Annotated in this window: 27 protein-coding genes and 1 pseudogene; 9 read left to right on the forward strand and 19 right to left on the reverse strand. The window is 43.1% G+C overall.

Annotated elements, in window-relative coordinates:
• Positions 1–11: 11 nt before the first annotated feature.
• The 4 genes from QXD64_02200 to lonB are packed head-to-tail and all read right to left on the reverse strand — an operon-like array spanning position 12 to position 3,240.
• Positions 12–485: a CinA family protein gene (locus QXD64_02200; protein ID MEM3396127.1), complete on the reverse strand. Its 474-nt coding sequence runs from the start codon at positions 483–485 to the stop codon at positions 12–14.
• Positions 460–990, reverse strand: a complete 531-nt coding sequence (locus QXD64_02205) for a nicotinamide-nucleotide adenylyltransferase (GenBank protein ID MEM3396128.1) — start codon at positions 988–990, stop codon at positions 460–462. The genes QXD64_02200 and QXD64_02205 overlap by 26 nt, the downstream gene beginning before the upstream one ends.
• Complete coding sequence (locus tag QXD64_02210; protein ID MEM3396129.1) at positions 987–1,232, reverse strand: hypothetical protein; 246 nt, start codon at positions 1,230–1,232, stop codon at positions 987–989. The genes QXD64_02205 and QXD64_02210 overlap by 4 nt, the downstream gene beginning before the upstream one ends.
• A gap of 1 nt (position 1,233) precedes the next feature.
• Positions 1,234–3,240, reverse strand: a complete 2,007-nt coding sequence (gene lonB / locus QXD64_02215; GenBank protein ID MEM3396130.1) for an ATP-dependent protease LonB — start codon at positions 3,238–3,240, stop codon at positions 1,234–1,236.
• 128 nt (positions 3,241–3,368) lie between these two features.
• On the opposite strand from lonB, the pseudogene moaC reads away from it, so the two are divergent.
• Both moaC and QXD64_02225 read left to right on the forward strand, forming a co-directional pair.
• Positions 3,369–4,535 (forward strand): annotated as a pseudogene (gene moaC, locus QXD64_02220) (cyclic pyranopterin monophosphate synthase MoaC).
• On the forward strand, positions 4,516–5,019 hold the full coding sequence (locus QXD64_02225) for a MogA/MoaB family molybdenum cofactor biosynthesis protein (protein ID MEM3396131.1): 504 nt from the start codon (positions 4,516–4,518) through the stop codon (positions 5,017–5,019). Before moaC ends, QXD64_02225 begins: the two are co-directional and overlap by 20 nt.
• A 1-nt stretch (position 5,020) precedes the next feature.
• Here the strand turns inward: QXD64_02225 and QXD64_02230 are convergent, their stop codons facing one another.
• The 6 genes from QXD64_02230 to QXD64_02255 form a co-directional block, all read right to left on the reverse strand.
• Positions 5,021–5,842: an MBL fold metallo-hydrolase gene (locus QXD64_02230; protein ID MEM3396132.1), complete on the reverse strand. Its 822-nt coding sequence runs from the start codon at positions 5,840–5,842 to the stop codon at positions 5,021–5,023.
• Positions 5,839–6,885: a HEAT repeat domain-containing protein gene (locus QXD64_02235; protein MEM3396133.1), complete on the reverse strand. Its 1,047-nt coding sequence runs from the start codon at positions 6,883–6,885 to the stop codon at positions 5,839–5,841. Before QXD64_02235 ends, QXD64_02230 begins: the two co-directional genes overlap by 4 nt.
• 322 nt (positions 6,886–7,207) lie before the next feature.
• The gene (gene serS, locus QXD64_02240; GenBank protein MEM3396134.1) at positions 7,208–8,470 is read right to left on the reverse strand and encodes a serine--tRNA ligase; all 1,263 of its coding nucleotides are present in this window, start codon (positions 8,468–8,470) and stop codon (positions 7,208–7,210) included.
• Positions 8,471–8,525: 55 nt separating this feature from the next.
• Positions 8,526–8,891: a hypothetical protein gene (locus QXD64_02245; GenBank protein MEM3396135.1), complete on the reverse strand. Its 366-nt coding sequence runs from the start codon at positions 8,889–8,891 to the stop codon at positions 8,526–8,528.
• Between the two features lie 143 nt (positions 8,892–9,034).
• Positions 9,035–10,285, reverse strand: coding sequence for a DUF58 domain-containing protein (locus QXD64_02250; GenBank protein MEM3396136.1), 1,251 nt, complete (start codon positions 10,283–10,285; stop codon positions 9,035–9,037).
• A complete protein-coding gene (locus QXD64_02255; protein ID MEM3396137.1) occupies positions 10,282–11,241 on the reverse strand; it encodes a MoxR family ATPase in 960 nt (319 codons plus the stop codon). Before QXD64_02255 ends, QXD64_02250 begins: the two co-directional genes overlap by 4 nt.
• 104 nt (positions 11,242–11,345) lie before the next feature.
• Between QXD64_02255 and QXD64_02260 the strand changes: the two genes are divergently transcribed.
• Positions 11,346–12,422, forward strand: a complete 1,077-nt coding sequence (locus tag QXD64_02260) for a glycosyltransferase (protein MEM3396138.1) — start codon at positions 11,346–11,348, stop codon at positions 12,420–12,422.
• On the opposite strand, the gene QXD64_02265 is transcribed toward QXD64_02260, so the two are convergent.
• The 3 genes from QXD64_02265 to QXD64_02275 form a co-directional block, all read right to left on the reverse strand.
• Positions 12,419–13,135, reverse strand: coding sequence for a hypothetical protein (locus QXD64_02265; GenBank protein MEM3396139.1), 717 nt, complete (start codon positions 13,133–13,135; stop codon positions 12,419–12,421). The genes QXD64_02260 and QXD64_02265 overlap by 4 nt on opposite strands.
• Positions 13,135–14,799 (reverse strand): signal peptidase I, encoded by a 1,665-nt coding sequence (locus QXD64_02270; protein ID MEM3396140.1) that lies wholly within the window; start codon positions 14,797–14,799, stop codon positions 13,135–13,137. Before QXD64_02270 ends, QXD64_02265 begins: the two co-directional genes overlap by 1 nt.
• A gap of 70 nt (positions 14,800–14,869) precedes the next feature.
• On the reverse strand, positions 14,870–15,811 hold the full coding sequence (locus QXD64_02275) for a hypothetical protein (protein ID MEM3396141.1): 942 nt from the start codon (positions 15,809–15,811) through the stop codon (positions 14,870–14,872).
• Between the two features lie 134 nt (positions 15,812–15,945).
• Here QXD64_02275 and rfbB point away from each other — a divergent pair, with 134 nt between their 5' ends.
• A complete protein-coding gene (rfbB, locus tag QXD64_02280) occupies positions 15,946–16,917 on the forward strand; it encodes a dTDP-glucose 4,6-dehydratase (GenBank protein MEM3396142.1) in 972 nt (323 codons plus the stop codon).
• A gap of 3 nt (positions 16,918–16,920) precedes the next feature.
• Here the strand turns inward: rfbB and QXD64_02285 are convergent, their stop codons facing one another.
• A complete protein-coding gene (locus QXD64_02285) occupies positions 16,921–18,300 on the reverse strand; it encodes a phosphoglucosamine mutase (protein MEM3396143.1) in 1,380 nt (459 codons plus the stop codon).
• Between the two features lie 4 nt (positions 18,301–18,304).
• The gene (locus QXD64_02290) at positions 18,305–18,658 is read right to left on the reverse strand and encodes a hypothetical protein (GenBank protein MEM3396144.1); all 354 of its coding nucleotides are present in this window, start codon (positions 18,656–18,658) and stop codon (positions 18,305–18,307) included.
• 96 nt (positions 18,659–18,754) lie between these two features.
• Here QXD64_02290 and mptA point away from each other — a divergent pair, with 96 nt between their 5' ends.
• On the forward strand, positions 18,755–19,648 hold the full coding sequence (gene mptA / locus QXD64_02295) for a GTP cyclohydrolase MptA (GenBank protein MEM3396145.1): 894 nt from the start codon (positions 18,755–18,757) through the stop codon (positions 19,646–19,648).
• Here mptA and QXD64_02300 read toward each other — a convergent pair.
• From QXD64_02300 to QXD64_02310, 3 genes are read right to left on the reverse strand one after another with little or no spacing between them, the layout of a single operon-like run.
• Positions 19,623–20,705: a hypothetical protein gene (locus tag QXD64_02300; GenBank protein ID MEM3396146.1), complete on the reverse strand. Its 1,083-nt coding sequence runs from the start codon at positions 20,703–20,705 to the stop codon at positions 19,623–19,625. The genes mptA and QXD64_02300 overlap by 26 nt on opposite strands.
• A gap of 56 nt (positions 20,706–20,761) precedes the next feature.
• A complete protein-coding gene (locus tag QXD64_02305) occupies positions 20,762–21,589 on the reverse strand; it encodes a bifunctional 5,10-methylenetetrahydrofolate dehydrogenase/5,10-methenyltetrahydrofolate cyclohydrolase (protein ID MEM3396147.1) in 828 nt (275 codons plus the stop codon).
• Between the two features lie 5 nt (positions 21,590–21,594).
• Positions 21,595–21,945, reverse strand: a complete 351-nt coding sequence (locus QXD64_02310; GenBank protein ID MEM3396148.1) for an FKBP-type peptidyl-prolyl cis-trans isomerase — start codon at positions 21,943–21,945, stop codon at positions 21,595–21,597.
• 58 nt (positions 21,946–22,003) lie between these two features.
• On the opposite strand from QXD64_02310, the gene QXD64_02315 reads away from it, so the two are divergent.
• Both QXD64_02315 and QXD64_02320 read left to right on the forward strand, forming a co-directional pair.
• Positions 22,004–22,777 (forward strand): PAC2 family protein, encoded by a 774-nt coding sequence (locus QXD64_02315; GenBank protein ID MEM3396149.1) that lies wholly within the window; start codon positions 22,004–22,006, stop codon positions 22,775–22,777.
• Between the two features lies 1 nt (position 22,778).
• A complete protein-coding gene (locus tag QXD64_02320; protein MEM3396150.1) occupies positions 22,779–23,441 on the forward strand; it encodes a diphthine--ammonia ligase in 663 nt (220 codons plus the stop codon).
• Between the two features lies 1 nt (position 23,442).
• Here the strand turns inward: QXD64_02320 and QXD64_02325 are convergent, their stop codons facing one another.
• Entirely contained in the window at positions 23,443–24,954 is a 1,512-nt protein-coding gene (locus tag QXD64_02325) for a tripartite tricarboxylate transporter permease (GenBank protein ID MEM3396151.1), read from the reverse strand.
• Positions 24,955–25,158: 204 nt separating this feature from the next.
• Here QXD64_02325 and QXD64_02330 point away from each other — a divergent pair, with 204 nt between their 5' ends.
• Both QXD64_02330 and QXD64_02335 read left to right on the forward strand, forming a co-directional pair.
• Positions 25,159–25,311, forward strand: coding sequence for a DUF2080 family transposase-associated protein (locus QXD64_02330; GenBank protein ID MEM3396152.1), 153 nt, complete (start codon positions 25,159–25,161; stop codon positions 25,309–25,311).
• On the forward strand, positions 25,308–26,054 hold a 747-nt coding region (locus tag QXD64_02335), incomplete at its 3' end, for a hypothetical protein (protein ID MEM3396153.1). The genes QXD64_02330 and QXD64_02335, both read left to right, overlap by 4 nt.

The following is a 26,054-nucleotide window of genomic DNA, read 5'->3' on the forward strand; positions in this document are numbered from 1 at the left end:
AAATCTCTTCCCTACAAATCTTTTTTAATTATTTCCAGTAATTTTTCGGAAATGTGTTCAGTGATGGTCGTCTTAATTTCGTTCCTCTGCCCTGAAAATCTTCTCTCAAAGACAATAAGATCCCTGAAATGGATACCCATATACACGAGTCCGACCATTACTTCTGGAATTCCTTCACCTCCAGAAGCATAGCCGGTGACGGAGAGTCCAATATCCGCACCCGTTAGCTTTTTCACACCGATACACATTTCCTTGGCGACATCGGCACTTACTGCTCCATGTTTCACTATAATTTCTGGTGGAACACCAAGAATATTTATCTTTGCGAAATCAGAGTAAGCCACAACTCCAGCTATAAAAAATTTTGAAGCGCCAGGAATGTTTGTAAATGCATTTGAAACTGAACCACCAGTACATGACTCTGCAACTGCAATTCTTAATTTTTTTCGTTTTAACAACTCACTTATTTCTTCTATCGTTGACATACCAGTCACATAGGACTTTTACACGCTTGACTCCATCTATTTTTTTAATATATTCCACGACCTGAGGCGGGACAAGCTCTTCCCAGTTTTCTCCAGTGGCCATTCTCCTTCGAACTTCACTGGATGAAAAGACGAGCCTATCGTATACTGGCACAGGTTCTACTCTATATTCCCGCTTTGAGAAAAGGAGCTCAGTGAGTGGATTGCTTGCAAAAACCACATCAAATGCTGGCACGAGCGATTCTACATGAGGAACCCAGAGGTTGTGGTTGTGTATGTCTGGAATTGGAACTATGAATATTTTTGTAGATTCCATTTTCTTCTTGAAGACAGAGGTGAGCATTTCGAAACGCTCACCAGCACTGAATGGATTTTCTGGCGTGTGGCTATACTGCGCACTCCCTATTCCGACGATAAGTTCATCGCATCTATTCAGAACAAACTCCACTACTTTGACATGTCCGAAATGAAGGGGTTGAAACCTGCCAATGAACAATCCTCTCATAGATCTGGCTCCATATCTTCGACTTCTTCTAAGAATTCATCCACATGTGGGCACCTAGTTGTTAGAAAGTATCTACAGTGTTCACAAGTACCATCGTCTAGTATTGCATCCAGCGAATCGTTAAATACATAGCACTCCAATTGTCTCGATTGTACCGCTTGCTCTCCGAACTCATATTTGTGCGTTGTTTTGTCGGTCTGCTCAACAGGTCCCTTTTTCCTTCTCTTTTTACCTCTTGCCAAATCAAACACCTCTGTTAGGAGTTTCTTTTGGCTGGGGGATTGAAGTTAAGGGTGTTTCAGATACGTAGCTCATAAGTTTCTTAAGCAAAGAATCCTTTCTAGGTCCAACTAGGGAGGCCTTTAGTACATCTCCGAGCGTTGTGGCAGGAATGATTTCTATTTTGTCTTTGTATTTGTCATCAATTAACACATCTCTTAAATTCTCCTTTGGAATTATCACTTTCTTTATTCCCGCCTCTGCAGCCGCCTCAATTTTTGCAGTAATTCCACCTACTGGCAGGACATTTCCTCTCACATCCAATGAACCTGTCATCGCTACATCCTGCATTACTTCTACACCTGCTAGAGCAGAGATTACCGCAGTAGCGACTGAGACCGATGCGGAATCACCTTCAACACCTTCATATGTACCTATGAACTGGATGTGAATATCATGGTTAGATATATCTTCACCAGTGTACTTCTTTATAAGTGCAGCAACATTCTGAACGGCTTCTTTCGCGATTTCTCCAAGTTTACCAGTTGCAATAATCTTTCCACCATACTTTGTGTGAGCAGGAGTGACTTCAGCCACAATTGGTAAAACCACACCAGAATATTCTGCCATAGATGTATCTGCACCGATCGCAGCAAGTCCATTCACCACACCCACCGCAGAACCAGAAACTCTAAATGTCCTGTATTCTTTTTTCTTCTCAAGGTATTTGTCAGCAATCTGTTGCTCCACACTTTTAGCTTTTGCTTTTGCCTGAAGCACATGTTTAGCAGACACAACCATAGCATGTTCTGCCTTTGCAATGTCACCTGCGACCCTTACAAGTCCTCCGAGTTCTCTGAGCCGCAGTGTAAGCTGTCCCTTTCTCCCAGCCCTTCTCTGTGCCTCACGAATGATTTCGCACACAGCGGATTTATCAAAATGAGGGATCTTCCCATCTTTGACAACTTCCTGTGCGACAAATCTTATAAGTTTCTTTCTGTTTTCATCGGTGTCTGGCATCACATTATTCATGTAGACCTCGTATCCATAGCCCCTTATCCTTGAACGAAGGGCAGGATGCATACCTTGGACTGCATCCACATTACCTGCAGCTACAAGCACAAAATCACATGGGACTGGTTCCGTTTTCACAAGGGCACCAGCGGAGCGTTCACTCTGTCCAACTATTGAAAATTTCTTTTCTTGCATTGCAGAAAGCAGTGAGTGCTGGCTTTCCATTCTCAACATGTTAATTTCGTCAATAAACAGCACACCTTTGTGGGCTTTGTGAATTGCACCTGCCTCTACTCTCTCATGGGGGGGTGTCTCTAGCCCACCTGACTGAAATGGGTCGTGTCTCACATCGCCAAGTAATGCGCCTGCATGCGCTCCTGTGCCGTCAATGAAAGGTGGTTTATCTGATGGGTTATGGGAAACCAGAAGTTTAGGAATATGGATGTTTTCACTTCTAGGGGTTATAAGTCGGAGGGCGATTATGAGCATAGCTACTGCTACGATGCCTGCAAACAGCACGATAGGGTCAAAGCTCCACTCAGTTTTCGTGGTCCCTGTGGCATTGTCATAGATTGTTGTCGTTTTGAAAGAGAGGAACACTGCCACAATGATTACCACTGCTATAATTAGGATGAAAAAGAGCCCTTTCTGAGCTTTCTTCTCCTCTGCCTCTCTTTTTGCATGCTGGACGATTTCTTTTCCCTTACCCGCAGGAACTGTGCGAATTAGTGGTTCGTTTGGGTCGGACTGGTTGTGATAGACCAAAACATCTTCCAGTTCTTCTCGTGGCAGAAAATCAACCATTGAGCGAGCAAGCATTGATTTGCCAGTCCCTGGCTCACCTATTAGTAATACATGCCTTTTCTGAATTGCTGCCTTTTTTACTACATCCACTGCTTCGTCTTGACCAATAACCTGATCTGAAAGCAGTGGTGGCACTGGTACATCTTTCGTTGTTGTGAAATTCTGGGTTTCTATCCATTTTTCAACAGGGGGGAGTTCTTCACTGTCTGACACAGATTGCATATAAATTTACATGAAGATAAAAGTTTCTAAACGGGAAGAAAGGCATGCATGTTGTTACCTTATTTCCTCCTAACAAAAATTTAAATTGTAGAAAACATTTAGGGATGCTGGTGTAATCTATGTTCAGGGATACGATTGAAGGGCTGGATAAAGTGTTCAAGACGGATATTGAACCGCCGAAGGTAATTCTGGTCACAGGGCCACCTGGTAGCATGAAGACCAGCTTCGTTTATACCATAATGTCCAAGTATCTAGAAACAAGGGATGAGTTTGGTCTCTATACTACACTGGAAGAAACAGTGGAGAGCCATCTCAAAAACATGGACAGTTTGGGAATTGACCTATCGCTCAAGATGCAGATTTCTGATTTTACAGAACTCAGAGAGATTGACCAGGTTGTTCCAGAGGAGCAGAGAACTGACTACATGTATTTCATAGAAAAAATAATTAAGCACTTTAAACAACTTCATGGAGATAAATTTACAGTATTCTGTCTAGATTCACTTGGAGCCCTCTATTCCCTGATGGAAGACCAGAAGAACATGCGGAACAAGATGTTTTATTTCTTCAAGATGCTGAGGGACAATAACCTGGTTTCTTTTGTGGTTATGGAAAGGAGCCCAGGCGGTGAATCGCAGATTCTCGGAAATGAGGGCTTTCTTGTTGATGGAATAATTTCGCTTGGAATTGACCGCTCGAAAGGCACGATTGTGAGATATCTCCAGGTGGAGAAGATGCGTGCTTGCCAGCATAGTATGGAAAAATTTGCGCTTGATGTGAAGAAAGGCGGCATAAAGGTCCTTGGGCCGTTGATAGAGCAGTGAGCCATGTGCGGCATGATAAATGTTTCAGGCAAGGAAAATGTGCTGAGGGTCGCAGAGGCAAGTGGTAAGATTCTTTTAAGGCGAGATACAATTAAAGCAATAAAAGAGAACCGTGTGAAGAAGGGTAATCCCCTCGCTGTCGCTGAAACATCTGGAATGCTTGCTGTGAAAAAAACATGGGAGAGCATTCCGCACTGCCATCCGATCCCTATAACTGGAGTAGATTTTTTCTTCGCAATTCACGAAGATTTTATTGAGGCAAGGTGTAGGGTGGAGGCGTTCTATAAGACAGGTGTGGAGATGGAGGCACTCTGTGGTGTTACCACAGCTCTCCTTACAATCTGGGATATGGTGAAATATCTTGAAAAGGATGAAAGTGGCAATTATCCAGGGACGAAAATCACAGAGGTAATTGTTGTTTCAAAAAGGAAGGGTGAGAAGGATGGGGTCAAAGGAGCATAAAGAGCTGTCTCCATCCTATGTAAAATTTGCAATCATCACATTAAGTGATAAACGAACTGAGAAAACAGACGAATCAGGGAGGATTGCGAAAGAAATTCTGGGGGTAGCTGGACATAAGATGGTAGCATATCACTTTATTTCCAATGACAGAGAAAAACTCGAGCAGTTGCTTGAAACCCTTACTGCTGACCCAGAAATTGATGTAATAATAACCATCGGTGGCACTGGGATAAGCAAGCGAGACATCACAGTTGAAGTTGTTTCCAGTAAGCTGGACAAAAAACTGGAGGGTTTTGGCGAAATCTTCCGTCAGCTCTCTTACAAAGAAATTGGCAGTGCTGCAGTGATGAGCCGTGCTATCGCTGGCGTGCTAAATGAGAAGATTGTTGTTTGTTTGCCGGGCAGCGCAAGTGCAGTAAAACTTGCCGTGAGTGAAATCCTGCTCAACGAGATCGGACACATGGTCTGGGAGGCAAGAAGGTAAATCAAGCCTCAATCAATTCTAAACTGCCAGCAGTGAAATTTTCAAATTTTTTTCCAAACTCCTTTGTTAGCATCCATGCTGCCTCATTACCAGTACAGTGGGATAAGCGAAGCATCTCCACATCCTCTGCCTTCAAATATTCTACAACTTCCTTGAGTTCATTGCTTGAAGCTGAGACAAGGTGAGTACCTCCGAAAATAGCATAAATTTTCTGTCCTGTAACTGTCTTTGCATGTTCAAGCGTGTTGATTACACCCGCATGCCCACAACCAAAAATCACAATTGCACCTTTTTTTGTGGTCAAATAAACTGCAGTATCATCAATCAATTTATCCTCCACATATTTCTCTTCTACCTTTAGATAGAATTTCCCTTTTTTTTGCCTTGCTCCTGGGATTTCACCAGAGAAGTAAACACCTTCTGAGATTTCTACCGGTTCTCTCGTAAGTTTGAGTTCACAGAGAGCAGCAATCTCATCTTTTTCAAACTGGACTCCGATGTATCTGTATTTCTCATTAGAATAAGCATAATGTTCTGCAAAAATCTCTGGGTGAGCGTAGAGTTTAGGCATTCTCATTCTTTGTAATAGCCAGGGTAGGCCTGTAGTGTGGTCGTAGTGCCCGTGAGAAATTGTAATTACCTCTGTAATCTCAGGATTCAGCTTTGCAATCTCTATATTATGTTGGAGCACCTCCTTGCTTCCACCAGCATCCACAAAAAATCTGAAATCTTTTTTTTCTACAAACAAGCAAAGTCCATGTTCTCCCCAAAAATGTGTGCCGAACTTCACAGAATTCTCAACCAGACAATTGATTTTTATCATCTTCTCTGCCTCATCGCCTCTAGAATGTCATCAGCATGCAAGGCAGAGAGAGTGCCCTGATATTCCAAAAGAAACTCTGGTTTTCCCCTAGCGACTTCGGAAAGTAGCTGCCTTGCCTTTTCCTTCATATCGGGATTTTGTTCAGTGAGGCAGGCGATAACAGAGGGAATTAAGGAGCGAATGCTATCTGGATTTGCTGAAAACACATCCATGAGAATATCTATGCACTTAATCTTGAGAAAGGCAGTATCATTGACGAGAATATTGAAAATTCCGTCTTTTACCCTTTCTATCAGTTCTGGCTTATTTCTGAGTATGACTGAAATTGCATCAATTGCCTTTTCTCGCACAGAAAGATTTTCATCACTCAGCAGTGACGCAATCGCATCTAATTCTTTAACGACAGGTTCGCTGTGCTCATCTGCAATTCTAGTGATTGTGTCCAGAGCATCAACCTTGACCCATGGGTCCCCGTCTCTCAGGAGGTCATGGAGGGCATCAACGGTTTCAGTGGTCCAGTCGACATCAACGGGACAAATTTTGCTGAGTGCATTTGCAGCGGTGACTGCCACTTGGTTATGTGTATCAGAAAGGGCATCTATAAGTTTGGGGACGGCGCTCAACACGATGTCTGCGTCAGCAGCACCAATATCTCCGATTGCAGAAATTGCACTCATCTTTATGTTCCAATGTTTTTCGTCAATGAGCGCAATCAAATCAGGAATTATCGGCTCGATCTCTTTTGGCATTTGGGTGCCAAGCTTTCCTACAACAAAAATTACATTGCTTAGAACACTTCGATTTGGGTAGTGAAGTAACCTTTTTAAGTAGGGTATAACAAAATCTGGGTGTCTTATGCCTATCACCACAAGGGCATGGGCTGCGGATTTCCTTGTCATTAGGTCGGAATCGTTTAGGCACTCAATCACCTGAAATGCCTCTTCCTGAGTATTGACGATGCTAGCTACATCCTCATATCTCCCTTGCCATAGCATGTCCCTTATCGAGAGTTTTTCTTGTTCTGGTTGCCCAGCATCTGCCATGAGATCAACTCGTGCTCGAGTGGGAGATATACTTTAAGGGTAAAAAAAGTTTGCCTCGGAGCTACGCCCTACGATACCTGTGTAAAGGTGATGCCTTTGGCATCCCCGAACGATGCAAACAATTTTTTCTAGATTGATTGTCTTATGGTCGGGGCTGACCGCCCTACGGTTGGAGTATGCACCCTACGGTAATCCGAGGGGCTACGCCCCTTACGGTAACCTGTGCCAAGGGGATACATTTGGTATCCCCAAACCTACCTTTTTTCCGGGAGCGTTTTTACGGTTTCAGCAAGCAAAAGACCGCAGCATGTTTTTTGGGGACCTAAGCTTCTGAAAAAGGTTCAATCACATTAAAGTACAAGTATGGTTTTAATACTTCTGGCATTTCTATTGTTCCATCCTCTGTCTGATAGTTTTCCATTATTGCCACAATCGTCCTTCCTATTGCAAGGGCGGTACTGTTTAGAGTATGCACGAATTTAAGCCCATCAACATCTCTATACCGAATGTTCAGCCGCCTTGCCTGATAGTCGGTGCAATTGCTGCAAGAAACCATCTCCCTGTATTTTCCTTGCCCTGGCAAATAAACCTCTATGTCGTATTTTTTCGCTGCAGAAGGCCCGAGTTCACCGCTAGCAATGTTCACAACCCTGTAAGGCAGTTTTAGTTTTCTGACTAAATTTTCAGCACTCGCAAGCAGTTTTTCGTGTTCTTCCCACGAGTTTTCAGGTAGAACGAACTTGAACATCTCTATCTTGTCAAACTGGTGCACCCTGAAAATCCCCTTCGTGTCCCTCCCATGTGCTCCTGCTTCAGTGCGGAAGCATGTTGAGAAGCCAGCATAGTACTTCGGCAGTTCCTTTTTCTCCAAAATTTCTTCTGCGTGCATTGCGCCGAGCGGCACTTCTGCAGTGCCAACAAGGTAAAGATCCTCGCCCTCTATTTTGTAAACATCTTCTCTACCCGTGGGCAGAAAGCCAGTTCCAAACAAAGCCATCTCCCTCACGAGCACAGGCGGAAGCACAGGCACAAACCCCTCCTTGACAAGTTCGTTGAGTGCAAACTGCACAATCGCAAATTCAAGAAACACAAGTTCCTTTTTGAGGTAGGCAAATCTTGCACCCGAAACCTTTCCGGCCCTTTCCACATCAATCAATCCATGGAGTTCTCCAAGTTCAATATGGTCTTTTGGTTTAAATTTGAAATTTGGAATAGAGCCCCACTCTCTTACCACAACATTTGACTTCTCGTCTGGGCCAACAGGTACAGTTTCGTGTGGGAGATTTGGAAGCACTGCCAGAATTTTTGTGCGTTCTGTATCCAATTCTGCAAGCTTTGCTTCGCACTGCTCAATTTCCTGGTTTATTTTTTCCACCTCAGCAATTGCCTTCGCCTTGTCTTCACTTTTGCTTATCAACCTTGCCATCTTGTTTTTCTCAGCCCTGAGTTTTCCAACTTTGCTTGTAAGCTCTCGCCATTCTTTATCTACAGAGAGTAACTGCTCAAGTGGGTAATCCTTGCACCTAGCTGCCAGTCTTTCCTTCACATACTCCGGCTTTTCCCTTATCAGCTTTATATCCAACATCAGAATGGCAAGAGGAAAAGAGTATTTATGGATAGCGGAGAGATTGTAGTAAGCACTATTCAGCAGTTCTCACCATGTACCATCCCAGAATAAGGAGAGAGACACAGACCGCAACCAGGGCAAGAAGCACATCCAGGACACCCGTTTGCACTCTCGGGAAAATCCCGAGGAAGGGAAAATAGACAATGCTCAGGAGAATTCCACCAGCAATTATTCCTGCAAGCTGAAGGGACTTTGATTTGATGGCTGTATAAATACTTGCAACATCGTCGGAGCTGGCAAATTGCTCCAGCTGGTTGTGGAGGAAAATTGAAAGAAGGGAAAGCAAGAGTCCAACCAAAGGATAGTAAAGAAAGGTCAGGTTCCCCATGTAAAACACAGCAGAGAATGAGATAAGTGCCACAGAAATTCCAGGAAGCATACTTGCGAGACCAAATCGCTTGTAGGCAGAAAGAAGAAGGTAAAAAAGGCCAAGTACCAGCCCGAGAAACAGAAATGCAGCTATGCGTGTACCTCCAAACTGAAGCGAGATGGAGGCAAATAGAAGGCAACCTATGAATGCACTTAAACCGAAACTCTTTCTCTGTATGCTTTCACCCCCCTGAGCACTGCAGCCAAGCTCACATCTTTTCTCCAGTTCACAATCTCCATGTATCTCGATATAGTCGCAATCAAACTTTTCCTCTTTAAGCCCAGAACGCCACGCACAATCTGGGTTTCTCGCTTCTCGTCTTTCTGAATATAGTCCAGTGGATCGGGTGAAATGCAGACAATTTTGAAACCTCTCCTTGCATTCTCAATTAACACCCTTGGTAACTCCTCGTCCATTAAAGGCGAGAGCACCACGAACAGCGCATTTGTGCGGAAAAGTCTTGGAAGAATAAACTCCAGATTTTCAATAGGTGCATCCTCACCGCTTCTCCTGTGCATGAGCAACTCCAGGACTCTGTAAATCTGCTTTTTTCCGTAGCCAGGCATGATGTAGCGAACAGTATCAGCAATCACTATGGCGCCTACTCTATCCCTGTTGTTAACCACTTTTGTTGCCAGCGAAAACGCTGCAGAAACCATTTTTGTCTGGATTTTTTCGCGTTCTTCCATTAAATAACTTCCTTTTCTGAGGTCCACGCAGAGGACAACATCACCGCTTCGTTCCACATAAAACTGTTTTGAAATCAGGCGAGAGTATTTTGCAGTCGCTTTCCAGTTTATCGTCTTCATTGTATCTCCACTCTGGTATTCTCTGAGTGAATGAAATTCAAGCCCTGAACCACGAACACGCGAAACCACATTACCAACAATGCCACGGGTTTGTGCAGGCACGAGTTTTGCCTTCCGCACATCCTCAAGTGTGGGCAGAATTCTAAGGTTTACACTGAGATCATACATCTTCTCAAAATTATAGAAACCAAGAGGGTCTGAGGAACTTACTCTCAGGCGAATCGCTTTTAATCTTGCAGGTGTTCTGGCATGTACTTTAACATCCAGAGTTTTTGTCTCCCCTTGCTTCAGAGCAATCACAGATGGTTCGACTGAAATTTTAAAAATCTCAAGGGCATCGATTGAGAGATTGAGCACGCAACTGGGCCCAGCATTTTTTATCCGTAATTTCCCTTTTATCTTTTCACTTTGAAACCACTCTGAACGCTCTACAACAATTGCTGGGTCAATTTCCACTTTGGGACGCAGGAGATAGGAGATGAAAAGAATTGAAATAAGGAAAACTGTAAAAAATAGAGGCACGGTGGTGCGGAGAATTATTGCCAGAAAGATAAGAAAGAGGGCTGTGAACGCAAACAAGTTTCTTGGGTTCATGCTCTCTTCACGACTTTGGGCACTGGCACCTCTGTAAGCACTTTCTTCACAATTGCCTCATTTTTCACGCCCTGAATCCAGGGCTCCACCTTGAGGATGAGACGGTGTGAGAGCGCTTCCACGCACATGAACTTCACATCATCTGGAATTACGAAATCTCTGCCGAGCATTGCAGCCCTTGCACATGCAAGTTTCTGGAGGGCCAGCGAACCTCTAGGGCTCGAGCCGATTTCCACCTGTGAGTCGCTCCTTGTGGTGTTCACAATCTCCACAATATAATTCTGAAGGTCAGGATGAATTTCCACATGCTCAACATATTTCTGCATTTCCACAAGCTTCTCATGGGAGACAACCGTAGCGATGTCCACCTCCTCTTTCATTCTTGCCTTCCTTCTTGCAAGGATTTCTCGTTCTGCCTCTTTTGAGGGGTAACCAATGGAAAGGCGCGCAATAAAACGGTCAAGCTGGGCTTCTGGCAGAGGGTAGGTCCCTTCATACTCTATCGGGTTCTGGGTGGCAATCACAACGAATGGGTTTTCAAGCATGTAAGTGGTGCCCTCAATCGTCACCTGTCTTTCCTGCATTGCCTCAAGCAATGCTGCCTGGGTTTTTGGCGGCGCACGGTTAATCTCATCAGCGAGCAAAATGTTTGTGAAGATTGGTCCTTTTCTCAGCATGAATTCATTGCTTTTCCTCTCAAATACATAACCACCTGTAATGTCTGCGGGCAGTAAATCAGGTACAAACTGGATACGCTTGAATTGACAGCCCAGCGCCTTTGCGAAAGATTTGGCAAGGAGGGTTTTTGCTAACCCGGGATAGTCCTCAAAAAGCACATGGCCTTCTGCAAGAATGCAGGCAAGCAGTTTTTCAACCACATCTTTCTTGCCCACAATTGCCTTTTCCACCTCTGTCACGAGCATCTGGCACAATCGCTTCATTTCCAGAGCGTCCATTGTTTCACCGAGGTGAAAACACTCACAGGGAAATAATGGTTTGCTCATGCTTTGAATAAACCCCTCAAAACCAATTTATACCTTCCATCTCTTTTCCTTTTAAGATGTATAGAAAAATCTGCATCTTGCACGATTTCTTTTTCAGTGCTGGAGGCGGCGAGAAATTAATTCTTACACTGGCGAAGGCACTTGGAGCAGATGTGTACACAACGCATGTCGAAAGGAGTGTTTTAAAAAATCTTGGATATGAGGATGTGTCAGTGCGCTCTGTCGGACAAGTTCCAACCAACCAGTTTCTTGCTGCAGAAATTGCCACATTCTGGTATTCCACGCTCCAGTTAAAAGAAAAATATGATGCTTACATTCTTTCAGGCAACTGGGCACACTGTGCTGCCCTCCATCATCACCCTAACATTTTCTATTGCCACACCCCAGTGCGATATTTCTATGATTCCAAGGAGCGATTTCTCAAAAATTTTTCCCCATTTGTGGGAAGCATTCTGAGAACTGCAATCTGGGTGCAGAGCAGGTATGATAAGTTTACTGTAAGACATGTGGATAAGATTGTGGCGAACAGCAGGAATGTGCAGCAACGGATTAGAAAGTATTATGGGAGAAACTCAGTGATTGTGCATCCACCAGTGGATACAAAAAAGTACGGATTTAAGAGCATAGGAGATTACTGGCTTTCAGTTAATCGCATAACTCCAGATAAACGGATAGAACTCCAGTGCGAAATTTTCAGAAAGTTGAAAAATGAAAAGCTGGTTGTGGTAGGAAAGATAGAACGGCAGGCAAAGGATTACTTTGCATCTCTCCAGCCACCTGAAAATGTGCGGTTTGTGGGAGAATGCAACGAGGCGGATTTGATAAAACTGTATGCAAACTGCAGGGGTCTGATAACCACAGCAATTGATGAGGACTTTGGAATGACACCGCTTGAGGCAATGGCATCTGGTAAAGTCGTGCTGGCTGTAAATGAAGGTGGCTACAGAGAAACTGTGATTGATGGAGTCACTGGCTGGCTTTTACCACCACAGCCAGATGCTTTTGCTCGAAAAATCCAGGAGCTTGAGGAGAAAAAACTTTTTGAAATGAGGGAGGCGTGCATTACCCAAGCCAAAAGATTTGATGTGAAAGTTTTTGTGGAAAAGATGAAAGCATTGATCGAGCAGGTTTAGATGATTTGAATGCTCTTTTCATCCCCGAAAACGAGATTCCATTTTCCGTAGTGGGAGTTGTAATTGAACTGTCCGAAAATTCGCACAAAGCGTCCTTTCTCAAGAGAGGCACCATTACAATCTGTCTGAACGCAGACATTGTATGCAATGCAGGAAAGGGTATAATTGCCATCATTGAGTTCTATTTGGGTTCCTATCAGTTTTCCTGTTGTAGTGTTTTTAAGAATTGAGAGCGAAGCAATGCAGCCAGTAGTGTTGAGATAGAGGCCATCAAACCGCTCAGGACTTTCAAGGAGCTCTTCAATTCCAAGATTTAACTCGGACGGGCTCTCCAGAACCACAATGGCATTTTGCTCGCTCACATAAATCTCAATTTCATCAGCATACTCCTTCACCACACCAGCAAGCCGCAATTTTGCACCAGGAAGGGGATTGAGTCGCTTGAAATCTTCAAAGGCATTGTTTACAACATAGAAACTGATTGTGGCATTGCTCTCACAATCCCGAAGTTCTCCATTTGCAGCATTCTTGCTCATTCTGCATTTCCACAGGATTCCTTCTGTAGCAATTCTTTTTCCAATATGCTCTTGAGAAATTTCACCAAGGGGAACGAATTCTGGCTTTAGCTGGATGCTGTAGAGGAAGAGAGAAAATGTAGCTAGAACTGCGATTATGGTGAGTATAACCACAAGTGAAACCCGTTTTTTCTCCATCAGACATCGCCTTCAAACATGAGCTCTGGATGTTTTTCCTCTCCGATGTGGAATGCGATTCTTGCCGTGATGTAGGAAACTACGAGCACTGGAATTAGAAACAAGAGATAAAGGAGGAGGGCTACTGCACTAGCACTCAGCAAGGAGACCATATCCAAAGGTGGAGAGAACAACTGTGGATAGAGATAGACAAAGATTGTGAGGAGAATGGTGCTGGCCAAAACGCCCAGATAGAATTCTGCTCTATAACGGTAGCCAAGTTTGAAGAAAATTAAGGTGAGGATTGCTGCGGACAGAAGCACAGCTAAGGGCAGGGAAAATAGAGCCACAGGAAGAAATGGAACTGAGATGAGTGCGGCCTGTCCCACAATCTTTTTCCCTTTCACCTTTATCCAGTCAACCTTCATCAGAAATCCAAACACCTTTGCAGATTTTTCTTTCAATGCGGGTTTAAATCGCTCGAACAGTCCTATCTGAACTTTTTTTATCTGGTATCTTCCTTTCACATACACGCCCCATAGCAGGATTTCATCCACAAGAAGGGAGAGCAGAAGCATTACCGCAACGATGAGCACTGCAAAAACCAAGCTTGAAATTATGTCAAAAACAATCACTGCAATATAGGGATTGTAGTCCAACATTGCGGAGATGAAATCATCAGGTAAAACCACCCAGAATGGTGAAGAGTAAGCTACAATTTTTCCGTTGTAAACACCTGGCCTTGTTGTAGAATAAGCGAAGAATGTGGTGGAGATTGTCTCATATTTCCCACCCTCTATCTTCTTTACATTCTGGCTAACTGTGGCCACATTTGTAATGTCACCTTCCATAAACACCACACACTTCAGGGGCAAAAAGCCATCGTTGGTCACTGTGATTTCCTGGCTTGTGGTGCTGTTTCCAGCAAGTGTAACCTCGAGATTTGCTGGTTCTGGCTGCTGTCCGACACCTACAGAAACCGTGACTATGGAGTTAGCAAAGAGAATGGTGGAGAGCATCATAGCCATAAACGCAATAAATGTGTAGAGAAATACCCTTCTTAATCTCAATTTCTCAGGGCCGAGAATGAGGTTGAGTTTCCTGTATTTCTTTGTGCCTTCATCTTCCCACATGAAAAGGAGAAGGATGAAGGCGATTGCGGGCACCACCAGTGGAGTTACAGCAAATGGGGTTCCTGCAGTAGTGATGCTTTTTGACACATAGCTTGTCAGCTCTCCAAGTGCAATAAAAAGACTGCCCACGAACGGAATTTTTAGAGGTAAACTTCCAATTCCCACAGCTTTGCCCAGGAAATGGTTCTCCCTGATATAGGGTTCTACAATGTGAGGGCCTGCCTGGTCTGGGTATTCGTTTGCATCTCCCTTCGTGGTGAGAAGAATTTCTCCGTTTTCCACCCTCACCTCAATTACTCTATGCAACACATACTTGTCTTTTTCAATGTAACTTTTGTAAACAATAATGTCTCCAACCCTAACATCTGAAATTTTACATGGATGCCAGAAAATTATGTCTCCCTTTGATAGGGCTGGTTCCATGCTTCCACTTGTGACTACACTCACTGGCATTGGTCTGACTTCAGAGATTGAGAAAAACCTGGCTGTCAGCACAAGCACAATAACTATGAAGACCACATCAGAGACATGCTTCTTCAAACTGAAACGCATTCGGGTAAGTAATCTAATTCAGATATTTTAATTTATTTGTTAAGTGTGGTCCAGCACCCTGTCTCCCGTTCTAAAATATCTGTTCCACTCTTCCTGAACCTGCAATTCTCAGCCCCTTAGCGTTGAGGTCCACGAGGATGAGGTTGTCTCCAGGTTTTAGAGCCACTTGCTTCTGCAGTTCAATCTCCGCTGTGAGTTTTTCTCCATTTCTTTCCAGAACTCTGAGTTTGGCGGGAACAAGTGAGAGCCGCACATAGATGTGGGTGATATTTTCAGGCATGCCCTTGTAATATCTTTCCATCTCACCAATTATCTTAATTTTTTGTCCTACTCGCAGGGCATCTGGAGGGGCAAGCACAAATCCCCGGTCAAGCTCAGTTGCCTCTACACCCTTTAAAGCCAGGCCGACACGCTCTCCGTTTTCTGCCTGCTCTACATCCACATCATGCACCTGAATTGATTTCACTTCCACAATTTTGTCAAGCGGGAATAGGCGAAGTTTATCATGCTTTTTTACCGTGCCTCTGGCTACTCCAAGTATCACAGTCCCAACACCCTTGACATTAAAGAAATGGTCAATACACACATGTTCAAAATCAGATTTCTTAACTGGTTCCAGAGTTGCAAAATGTTCCAGCAAGTGTGGAATACTCTTTTCAACAACTTCAAATTTGCTCAAGGTTGTGTTTTTCACAATTTTTTCCCAGGTATCCTTTTGCAGTGTTTCTTCAAAAACCACAAATCCGTTGGTAAAGCCGAATCTGCTGGTGGCAACAATTTCTTCACCAAGCACCGAGGAAAAATCCTTCACTACAAACAACGGGACATCACAGAGATCCAGCACATAAAGGAGCGATTGCAGTTTTTCTGGGTACTTTAGAGGATAGGCAACAGTTAGGTCCTTTTCCCTCACCCTGTAATTATACATCTGTATATCACTAGTTGTGCCTTTTTTTCCAAGTTTTGCTGCCAGTTCCATGTCGTTAAGCATCGCAATTGTGATTCCAGGCATAATACATATCAGAAAGCAGGTGGATTTAAAGTTACCGATGCGGTGATTGGTGGTCTATGTTAATTTTCCGGGCTTTTGCAAAAAGATTAATATCATCCCCGTCTTTTTTCTCTCAAAGTTCAATGGTGGTAAAAATGGTATTGCTTGTGACTGGTGGCTATGGTTTTATCGGCTCGAACTACATAAGGCATTTAGAGAGCATTGGATTTAGTGAGAAAGTAATCAATGTGGATAAGCTTGGTATTGGCTCAAATATGGACAATCTGAAAAATCTTTCGCTCAACCACGAATTTCTCAAACTAGACCTTGCAAAGCAGGATTTACCAGAGAATGCAGAGATTGACTACATTGTGAATTTCGCATCTGAGACGCATGTGGACAGGAGCATAAAAAATCCGGAGGAATTCTACAGAAACAATGTAGAAAGCTTGTTTAGAATTCTGGAGTGGATGCGAAAGGCAAAGAGAGAGGTGAGAATGGTCCACATTTCTACAGATGAAGTTTATGGAGAGATTTTAGAAGGTTCTTTCACTGAGGAATCCACCCTGAAACCTTCTAATCCCTACTCCGCCACCAAGGCCTCTCAGGACATGTTTGTGCTGGCATATGTCCGCACCTATGGTTTAAACATTTCTATTACACGCTCAGCAAACAACTACGGGCCATATCAATTCCCTGAGAAGTTTATTCCGAAAACAATAATACGGGCGATGAACAATCTGGACATAATTGTTTATGGCTCGGGACAACAGATTCGGAGCTGGCTCTATGTCCGTGACAATGCAGAGGCAATCCACACTGTACTCCTGAAGGGGAAAAAAGGTGAGATTTACAACATACCCGGCAGCGATGAGGTGGAGAACATTCAGATAGTGAAAATGATAGGAGAGGTAATGAATAAGGAGATGAAAATCAGGCATGTGGAGGATAGGCCAGGACACGACCTCAGATACAGTTTGAAAGGGCAGAATCTTGAAGCCCTTGGCTGGAAGCCGAAAACAAGAATTCCCGAAGGACTAAAAGCCACTGTAAAATGGTATATGGAAAACGAATGGTGGTGGAAACCACTGGTTAATGAGAAGGTTCTGGGTGTGGGCTTCGCCTGAGATTTACTTTTTCCTCTCTTCTTCTATCGCCTCTTTCAGAATCTGAAGCCCTTTCTGCACAAGGGTATTTGCTCTTGCATCGCTTGGAGCATCTGAAAAAACTCTTATCAGGGGTTCCGTGCCTGACTTTCTTACAAGGAGCCAAGCATTATCCCCAAAACACACCTTATATCCATCTATGTCAACGAACTTCTCGCCCGGGAATTCAGTTTTGAGAACTTTCAAAACCCGTTTCATCACTTTTTCTTTTAGCGTATCTTCACAATGCAATGCCTCTTTCCTCTGGTAGAATTTTGGAAACGTATCCGCAAGCTCCTTCAGTGTCTTTTCCTTATCTATCAATATCTCCAGAAGTTTGAATGTGCTCAGCAGCCCATCAGCAAACTTTCTTGGGAGAAAGAAATATTTTCCGGTTTCTTCGTATGCAAACACAGTGTCTGGATTTTCACGAATTGCAATTGAGATTTCTGGAGGCCCAACTCTCGTTGGAACAACCTCAACACCATATTGCTGAGCGACCCAGTATATTAAACCAGAGGAATTTATTGGCGTCACAATCTTGCCTTTCTTCTTGCTCAAAATCTCAGTTGCGAAGATTGCAGCAATCACATCTTCCGAAACCACCTCACCATCAGCAGTAATAAAAAGCACACGGTCTGCATCAGTGTCAGTTGCTATACCGAGGTCGCAACTCTCCTCCTTCACCTGTTTTGCTGTCTTCTGAAGGGTGTGCCTTCTCGGCTCAGGCATTCTCGCCGGCTGTGGAGAAGGAATTGAGTTGATGCTCAGGACCTCGCAATCTGCACTTATTAGGAGTTTTGGTAGAATCTGGTGAGCACATCCGTTTGCAGTATCCACAAGCACCCTGAATTTCCTCTTTTTTATTTTCTCGAAATCAGCACTTTCTTTGAGGATTTCTGCATACACATTCAGTGCAAAAAGGTTAACAAAGCTTCCAAATTTTTCCATCGGACAACGAGTTTGCACATATTTCTTGCTCTCAAAAATCTTCTCAATTTTCTCGCCTGTTTCACCGCCGATGTCACTTCCATCTGGGTTCATCAAAACAATCCCAGAAATTTCAGGTGGTGTGTGAGAGCCAGTAATCATTGCTCCGCCAGGTAGTTTTTGGTCAACGATGTAGGATGCAAGTCCAGGTGTGGGAATAATGTCGCAGTAATCCACATTCACACCTTGTGAGTTCAAACCTGCGATAAAAGCCATTGCAATACTTTGAGCTCCAAATCTGGAATCTCTTCCCACCGCCACTTTTGCGCCCTGACCTAAATAACACCCAAATGCCTCACCCACCTGTAGTGCAAATTCTGGCGTGATGTATTCGTTAATCCGCCCACGGATTCCTGCAGTTCCAAAAAGTTTCATAATTTCAGCCTTCCTTTATTGTTTGCACTATCCTCTCAATTTCCTCAAACATTTCTGGCTTTGTAGTTTTTGCATCGTAAATACACACAAAGAGCATTTTTCCTGCTCTCTTCATCAGCACTCGCGCACTTCCCTTCATACACAGCATTCCATCTGGCATCTCCATCTTCATTTGCTTGCAGATTTTTTCTCCAGCTTCAATTGCTGCCTGACACATCATTGCGAGCAAAGGTCCTGGTGTAAATTTCTCAATGTCTGATGCAAAAATTTTGCCTGTGTCATCTATTATCATAGTCCCTGTGCAACTGTAATTTTTTCTCAAATCCACCAGTTTCTGGTAAATTTCAAGGGATTCCATGGAAGAGAAATGGGGTCTGTGTATTAAAAGATTTTTCTAATCACCTTGCATGTTCCTTCAGAAACATTAAAATCCCTCTATCCATACAGAAAGTTGATGAAGGATGTGCAGAATCACAATACGACGAAGAGCTTTGCATTGAATCGTGTAGGAATAAGTGAGGTGCTAAAACCTGCGTGCATTCAGAGACCTGACAAAGTTGTGATGCTTACAGCAAAAATTGATGTTGCTGTGGATTTACCTCCAGACCTCAAAGGTGCGCACCTCTCTAGAAACATGGAGGTTCTGACTGAAATCATAGATAACAGTGTTCGCACCCCTGCAGAAAGCTTGGAATCCCTATGTCTTAGATGTGCTAATAGCATACTGGAGAGGCATGAGTATGCAAGTGTTGCTGAGGTGTCAATGGAAGCGGTTTATTTCTTGGAAAAAGGAACGAAACCATCAATGGAGAGTTATCTGTTGTTTGCTAAGTCCATTTCCAACCGAAATGGGCACTTTAGAAGATTTTTAGGTGTTGAGGTCGCGGGTATGACTGCTTGTCCATGTGCTATGGAAACATTACGGGAAAAATTAATTGAAGAGCATGGGAACAGGGAAATCTTGGAAAAGATGCCTGTGATCACACACAATCAACGGAACCGCATCCGGATTGAACTGGAAATACCTGCTGGGGAGGAAATAGAGGCAGACGATCTAATAGAAATCGGTGAAAGGGCGCTTAGCACGCCAACATATGGCATTCTGAAAAGAGGGAATGAGGCAGAAATAGTGCTTCAAGCCCACAAAAATCCTAAGTTTGTGGAAGATGTAGTGCGAGATGCACTGGAACTTATCCTTGAAAAATACGGGAATTTTCCAGAGAATACCTATGTGAAGGTTTGCAGTGAAAGTGAGGAAAGTATCCATAAGCACAACGCTTTTGCGGAGAAGACTACAAACATGGGGGAACTTAAAAAAGAGTTTAGGTCTCAGTGTAGGTCTCAGTGAGCATTTCAAATTCTGTATTTAAATCTTCTGAGATCTGGCTTACCTTGTTGTATACATTCAACAATGCTTTTAACACCATGTTTGCACCAGCAGCTGAGAGGGATTGTGGGGTGTATCTCTCTTCTAGAAGGTGAAGGGTTTTGTCTAGGAACTGTTTAGTCATGGCGTGCAATTCCTTAGTGGCAACGATCCCCATGCAAAATTTTGTGCCTTTCATCAGACCAATCTCATAAACACCAGAATCAAACTTTTTTGTGGCAAAAGCATAAGCCGTAGTTAGCTCTTTCTGCAATTTGTAGGTTTCGGCCAGAAGTTTGGCAAATACATTCTTATTCCCAGTTCTCCATTTTCTCATATACCTTATCAGAATTTTCCCATCGAGGTCCATTATAAATACTTCTTCTGCTCTTGCTTTTATTACTTTCTGCGCACCTGTTTTGTCTGGAGCAGTGACAATTGAACTTACAATTTGCATTTCAAAGAATCGCTCTTTTACTCTCTGCTTCAGCAAAACCACTTGCTTCTCGATCTCTTCCAAACTCTGGACACCGAACATCTTCCAGATTTTGAGCAAGTCATCCTCAAAACCAGGCACTTCAATGCTTGCCAGTTCTTCTTTCAATTTCAGTTCCTTGAGTGTTTTCCACTCCTCTTTCAGAGCCTCAAACATCTGGGTAATTTCCTCGATTGCGTTAAAATTACCAAATTTTTCCTTTATTGAGGCAATTTTTCCCTCCAATTCAGGAAGTTCGTATTTTCCAATTTGCTTTTTTATCTCCTCTATTTTTATTATATTCTCCTTAGCACTAGTAATTGCTGATCTCAGCATTACAGGGTCAGTAATTTTTTCGAGCTCCGAAGTGTCATAACCCAGATTTTTTATAAACTGAATGTCTGAATTTTCTTTTTTCACATTTTTTTCTAATGGGGGTGTACTCGTCTCTGTTGTCTGAACTGGAATTTGCGGTTCAGTGATTTCAGACTTCTCTTCAGCTTTTGGCTCATTTGACTTTTCATCTCCCTTCGGGATCACAGCGCTTTTCTTCCGTCTTCCCATTGTCACACCTAATCATAGGATAACAAAGATTTATAAATAATCTTCCTCTTTTTATTTCAATCAATTTTTTTTGTAATCTTCTTTTGCTTCAGCAACTTTGCTAGGTTCAGAAAAAGCATGCTAGTAGTGACTGGCCCTACACCACCAGGCACTGGAGTGATGTAGCTACAATTTTCAACCACCTTTTCAAACTCAGCATCTCCAACAATTTTTCCATCTACACGATTCATTCCACAATCAATAATAAATGCATTTGTCTTTACCATCTCAGGTTTTAGAAAACCAGGAATTCCTACACCACATACTAGAACATCTGCATTTTGTGTATGCTGGCTCAGATTTTTAGTGAAGGCATGGCATACCGAAACAGTTGCGTTGCGATTGAGCATCATCGTTGCAAGGGGCTTTCCGATCACAGGGGAATGATTAATGATGCACACATCTTTTCCCTCAAGCTCAAAACCTACCTCGTCAATTATTCTCATCACAGCCGAGGGTGTGCAGGGAAAAGGTGCATCCAAGAATACATTTCTGTAGAGGTAGCCAAGATGTTTTGGGCACATGCCTTCAATGTCCTTTTCCTCCGGTAGATGTGTATATACATATTCTAAATCTAGGTGCCTGAAGCCCATAAGCACAATTCCATCTGTACTTTCCAATCCATTAATCGCATCTATAACATCAGAAAGTGTTGAGGTTGTATCAAGACAAATTTCTTTGCAGCCCACGCTCAGCATTTTGGCAGTTCTTTTCACCACGCCAGCATATATTTCTGCATCCTCTCCAGTAGACCGCACAATACCAATTTCGCAACCCTCTATCCCCTCTTTTATCTCTTTATAAACATTGGCGGCAATTTTTCGGCCGTCAATAACTTCAGCCAAAGTCCTCACTTTTTCCTTTTCTGGATGTCCACGATTGAAATATCGAAGATCAGGGTTTTGCCTGCAAGTGGATGTGTGCCTGTTTTTCCGTATCCAAGTTCTGGTGGAATAGTAACCCTTTTCTTCTCGCCTACGTGCATTCCCACAACTGCCTCTTCAAATCCCTTAATTAACTTTCCCTCCCCTAGGCGGAAGGTAAGTGGGGCGTAGTCCTGTCTTGGGTTATATAATCTGTGTTGTTTCGCCACATCAAGAATGTTCGTATCAAAAATCTCACCATTCGTGAAAAACCCAACATACTCCACGCTTACAGTATCTCCTTTTTCAGCTTTTATCTGTCCTGGATTTTTCTGCATGGGCAGTAATTATCATACTTAAATTTAAGTATTTCCTTTTCATAGGGGTTTCGAGACCATGAGCGATGATGTGCAAATCTATGAACTGAAAAAGATGGACCTTAAAAATGCGATTGTGATTGATGGCTTTCCTAGTGTTGGGCTCGTCAGTTCTATTGTTGCAAATTTCTTGATAACGGAACTGCGACTTGAGCAGATAGGAATTATTGATGCTCCACAGTTCCCAGTAGTTTCATTAATAAAGAACTCTGAGCCACATCACCCTGTTAGAATTTATGCTGGTTCGAAGACGACTTCTAAGGGAGATGGAGATAAGCTCGTTGTTTTCACATCAGAACTTCAGCCACCTCCTAACATGGTGAAAGTGATCGCTACGACGATGCTTGACTGGATTGAGGAGCAAAAATGTGGATTGCTCGTCTCTCCGGAGGGTCTAGTGATAGAAGATGGAAGCCCTGAAGAACGCAGAGCTGAGATGAAGGTATATGGGGTAGGGAGCACGAGGAAAGCGAGAGAGTTACTTGTGGAACCCAATGTGTTTCCGTTCACGGAGGGCATAATAACTGGAATTGCAGGTGTGCTTCTTAACGAAGGTAAGATTAGGGACTTTGATGTCATATGCTTACTTGCAGAGGCATACCAGGACATACCTGATGCAAGGGCAGCAGCAAAAGTCATTGAGGTGCTAGATAGAATTCTGCTTCACACCAAACTTGATGCAAAACCACTTTACGATGAGGCCTTAAGAATTGAGAAGGAATTACAGCGGATAAGAGAAAAGAGCAAGACCCAGAAGGCAGTAGCTCCACCCACATCCTCAATATACAGATAAAATGCGGGGAATTCTCTGTCTCTCTGGTGGAAAGGATTCTGTGTACGCGGGTTATCTTGGAATGCAACTTGGACTTAAGGTCGAGAGAAGCCTGATTTTTATTCCCGAACAACTAGATTCCTACATGTTTCACTGTCCAAACATTCGCATGGCTTCGCTCGTCTCCGAATGCATGGGTCTCACTCCAGTTGAGGTGAGAGTTAAGGGTGATGAGGTTGAAAGCATTGAAAAAGTTCTCAGCGAGATCGAGGAAGAGTACGTAATAACAGGGGCGATTGCCTCGGAATATCAGAAGGAGAGGTTTGAAAAAGCTGCCTATTCTACAGGTAAAAACTGTCTCTCTCCACTCTGGCGAAAAAATGAACTTGAACTATTGAGAGAAATTGTCGCTTCTGGCATGAAAGTGATTTTTGTTGGGAGATTTGCGGAAGGGCTAAGTGAAGAATGGCTTGGAAAGGTTTTGTGTGAGGAAACTATTGGAGAGCTAGAGAAACTCAAAGAAAGATATGGTATAAATCCTAGTGGTGAGGGTGGAGAGTATGAGACCCTTGTTCTGGATGCCCCGTTCTTTAACAAGCGGTTGAGGATTCTAAATACTGTCATTCACTCCAACCTTAATAGCGGGATGCTGAGCGTAGAGGCAGTGGTTGAGGCCAAAAGCTAAATTATACCATTAGCACAATCGTAACTGGAAGCAAAATAGAACCCATCAGATGAATCCTCCTAAGGTTGAGCAACAATGGAATTAGACCTATGAGAGTAGCAATGCAGAGCACTAAAATCCCAGTAATACCACAAACAATGAAAACTGAGATAACAATTACAATAAGAATTCCAATCTGGAACTCCTTTCTAACGAAGAATTTGGCTTTTCTCAACAATAATCTCCCAAGTTTAGGTAGTACCAGGAGTGCACAAAGTGTGGATAGAGACACAGCAAAGAGAGCAAGTGAGAGTAGTGGTGAGATATCTGATACATTGTTCCATGCCGTAGAGAGTCCATAAAATTGTTCAAGGGTTGCAATCGCCCCTGACCTAGTTTTCTGGATGATGAAAAGGGCTGCAATATTGAACACAAATGCAGAGGTTTCGATAGCGGAAGTCAAAGCAATGTATTGTTCAGGTTTCGTCCCTTTTGTATTGAGTAGGACTGCCCCACAGCCCGGAGTTATCCCAGGAAAAATTCCAATTACCATTCCAGCAATTGCACCACCTACTACTTTCCCGTTCCCGTTGCCTGCTTTTGTGTCATGAATCTCCTTCTGCTCGGGTAGTTTTGCAGGAGAAGTAATATTTACAATGAGCCCAGCAACACCAAAAAGCCCTGTGAATAGTGGGAAGAGAAGGGTAAAAGAGGAGCTGGAGGCGAGAGGAGTAAAGAGTACAGTCCAACCTAGAAACCCAGAGAGAAGGAAAATGGAGAGGGCAAGAAGCACAGGTTTGCTGCGATTCTCTTTCAACTCGGGAACAAAAATTCCTTGCAAGGTCGCAATTTCGCCCTGCTTTAGTTTCAAATTTTTCTTTGCATCAAAAGAGATTATCCGTTTTGCCACCTGAATTTTACCCTTTCTTCCGTTTTCCAATTGTAGAATCTTACCGCGGATGCTTCTCAAAGCAGTGCAGTCCGATGGACCTTCGCCTACATCTACTACAAAAAATTTTTTTCCAATCCTTTCAAAAGTGCTTTTTTCAGACAGGACGATAAGGGCAGCTACACTGACGAGCACAAGTGGAATCCATTTCCTGGCGCTTTCATAAAGGTTTACTGGCTCTGAAAGGAGAAGTTTTACAGGGAGGAGCAAAGCCAAGCCGATTAGAATTCCAGCAACAGATCCATAAAGAGCGGCGGAGATTAACTTATGGCCCTCTCCTTTCAACATAAGTCGTTGAGCTGGCTGTAGAGTAAGAAGTTCACTCCCATCGGGCACACCTGTGAGCACACTGCCTAGGATGTCTGAGAAATTGTGGGCGCAGATGGCAGCAATGAACATTGCAATAAATCCAAAAAAGACACCTGTGGGGCATAGATGAGAGGAGAGGGTGGTATATGCGGGAAAAATAAGAAGCAGCAGAATTGCAAGATTGTTTTGATGCAGGGCTGGTACAATCCCACAGAGAAGCCCGAGGAGGGCACCTAGGACCACAGATACAAACACTAGGATTATGAGTGTTATCATGAAAATCAGATGTACTATGCAAGTTATTAATTCAAGCCCTACATGTAGGGCAGTATCTCCGAAAGATACTGGCTAAAATTTAAAAATTGATGCCAGTATGCAAAGCTCCTGATACATTTTTCTTATAAATTTTCAAACGGGTCATTCAAAATTCCACCGATGCACCGAAAGTGTTAAATATTTAAGATATCTTATAGATATCTCATGAAACGAATACCTATAACACCCGCAACTGAACTGACTATCAGGAACATACGGGGATTCTATATTCGTAAGGTGACGCCTTTCGGCACCAGCGCCAAGGTTGATTGCCCCAAAGAACATCTTGGAAGAACTGTTTACCTGGTGATAATTTGACAGAACTACATGATAGATACTATCGGACGCTCAAAACCTTAGATACATTTGTTGATAGAGCACTTGAACTCAAACCATATTCCAACACGCTCTCAGGTTTTCACTACGATCTACCACTTCTCAAATCGGCTATGACCAATACATATGTAGAAACTGTAAGTTCTTTAGCAGATTCCTTACATCTTGCTATTAAACAAATCCCGTCTTCCAATATTTACTGGGCATATTATAACACAGTATCAGTCCTTTCACCTAGGTTTAATCTCAGTGGAAGAGATGTAATTCTTGCGTTTGACTCAACCGATGAAGAATTTTATGGCGATCCCCAGGGTTTTTGGATTCATAAATACACTGGTGAAAACGGTGTCAGAGGTAAATTCAAATTCCTTACTTGTGCAATAGTGAATTCAGATATCCCTGAGCGGATTCCTTTGATCTCTGTGCCTATTCGTGTAGGCCAGAATATGGCTAAAGAAGTAATGTGGATGCTTTCTATCATAAGACCACTTGTTCATTCTATCTCACTCTGCCTCTTTGATAGGGGATTTTATTCAAAAGAACTGATGTTAACACTTAGTAATGCAAGCACTCCATCCCTGATATTTGTACCAAAAACCAAGCAAATTAAACGAGAACTAGAACAAATGGTTGACCAAGAGAAAAAGAAGATTAATTATCAGTTTGAATTGAACAAAGAGAAAACGATTCTTCGTGGCGAAACTACCTTGGTTTTCTTGAAACAA

This window comes from Thermoplasmata archaeon (assembly GCA_038874435.1).
GTDB lineage: Archaea > Thermoplasmatota > Thermoplasmata > Lutacidiplasmatales > SKW197 > SKW197.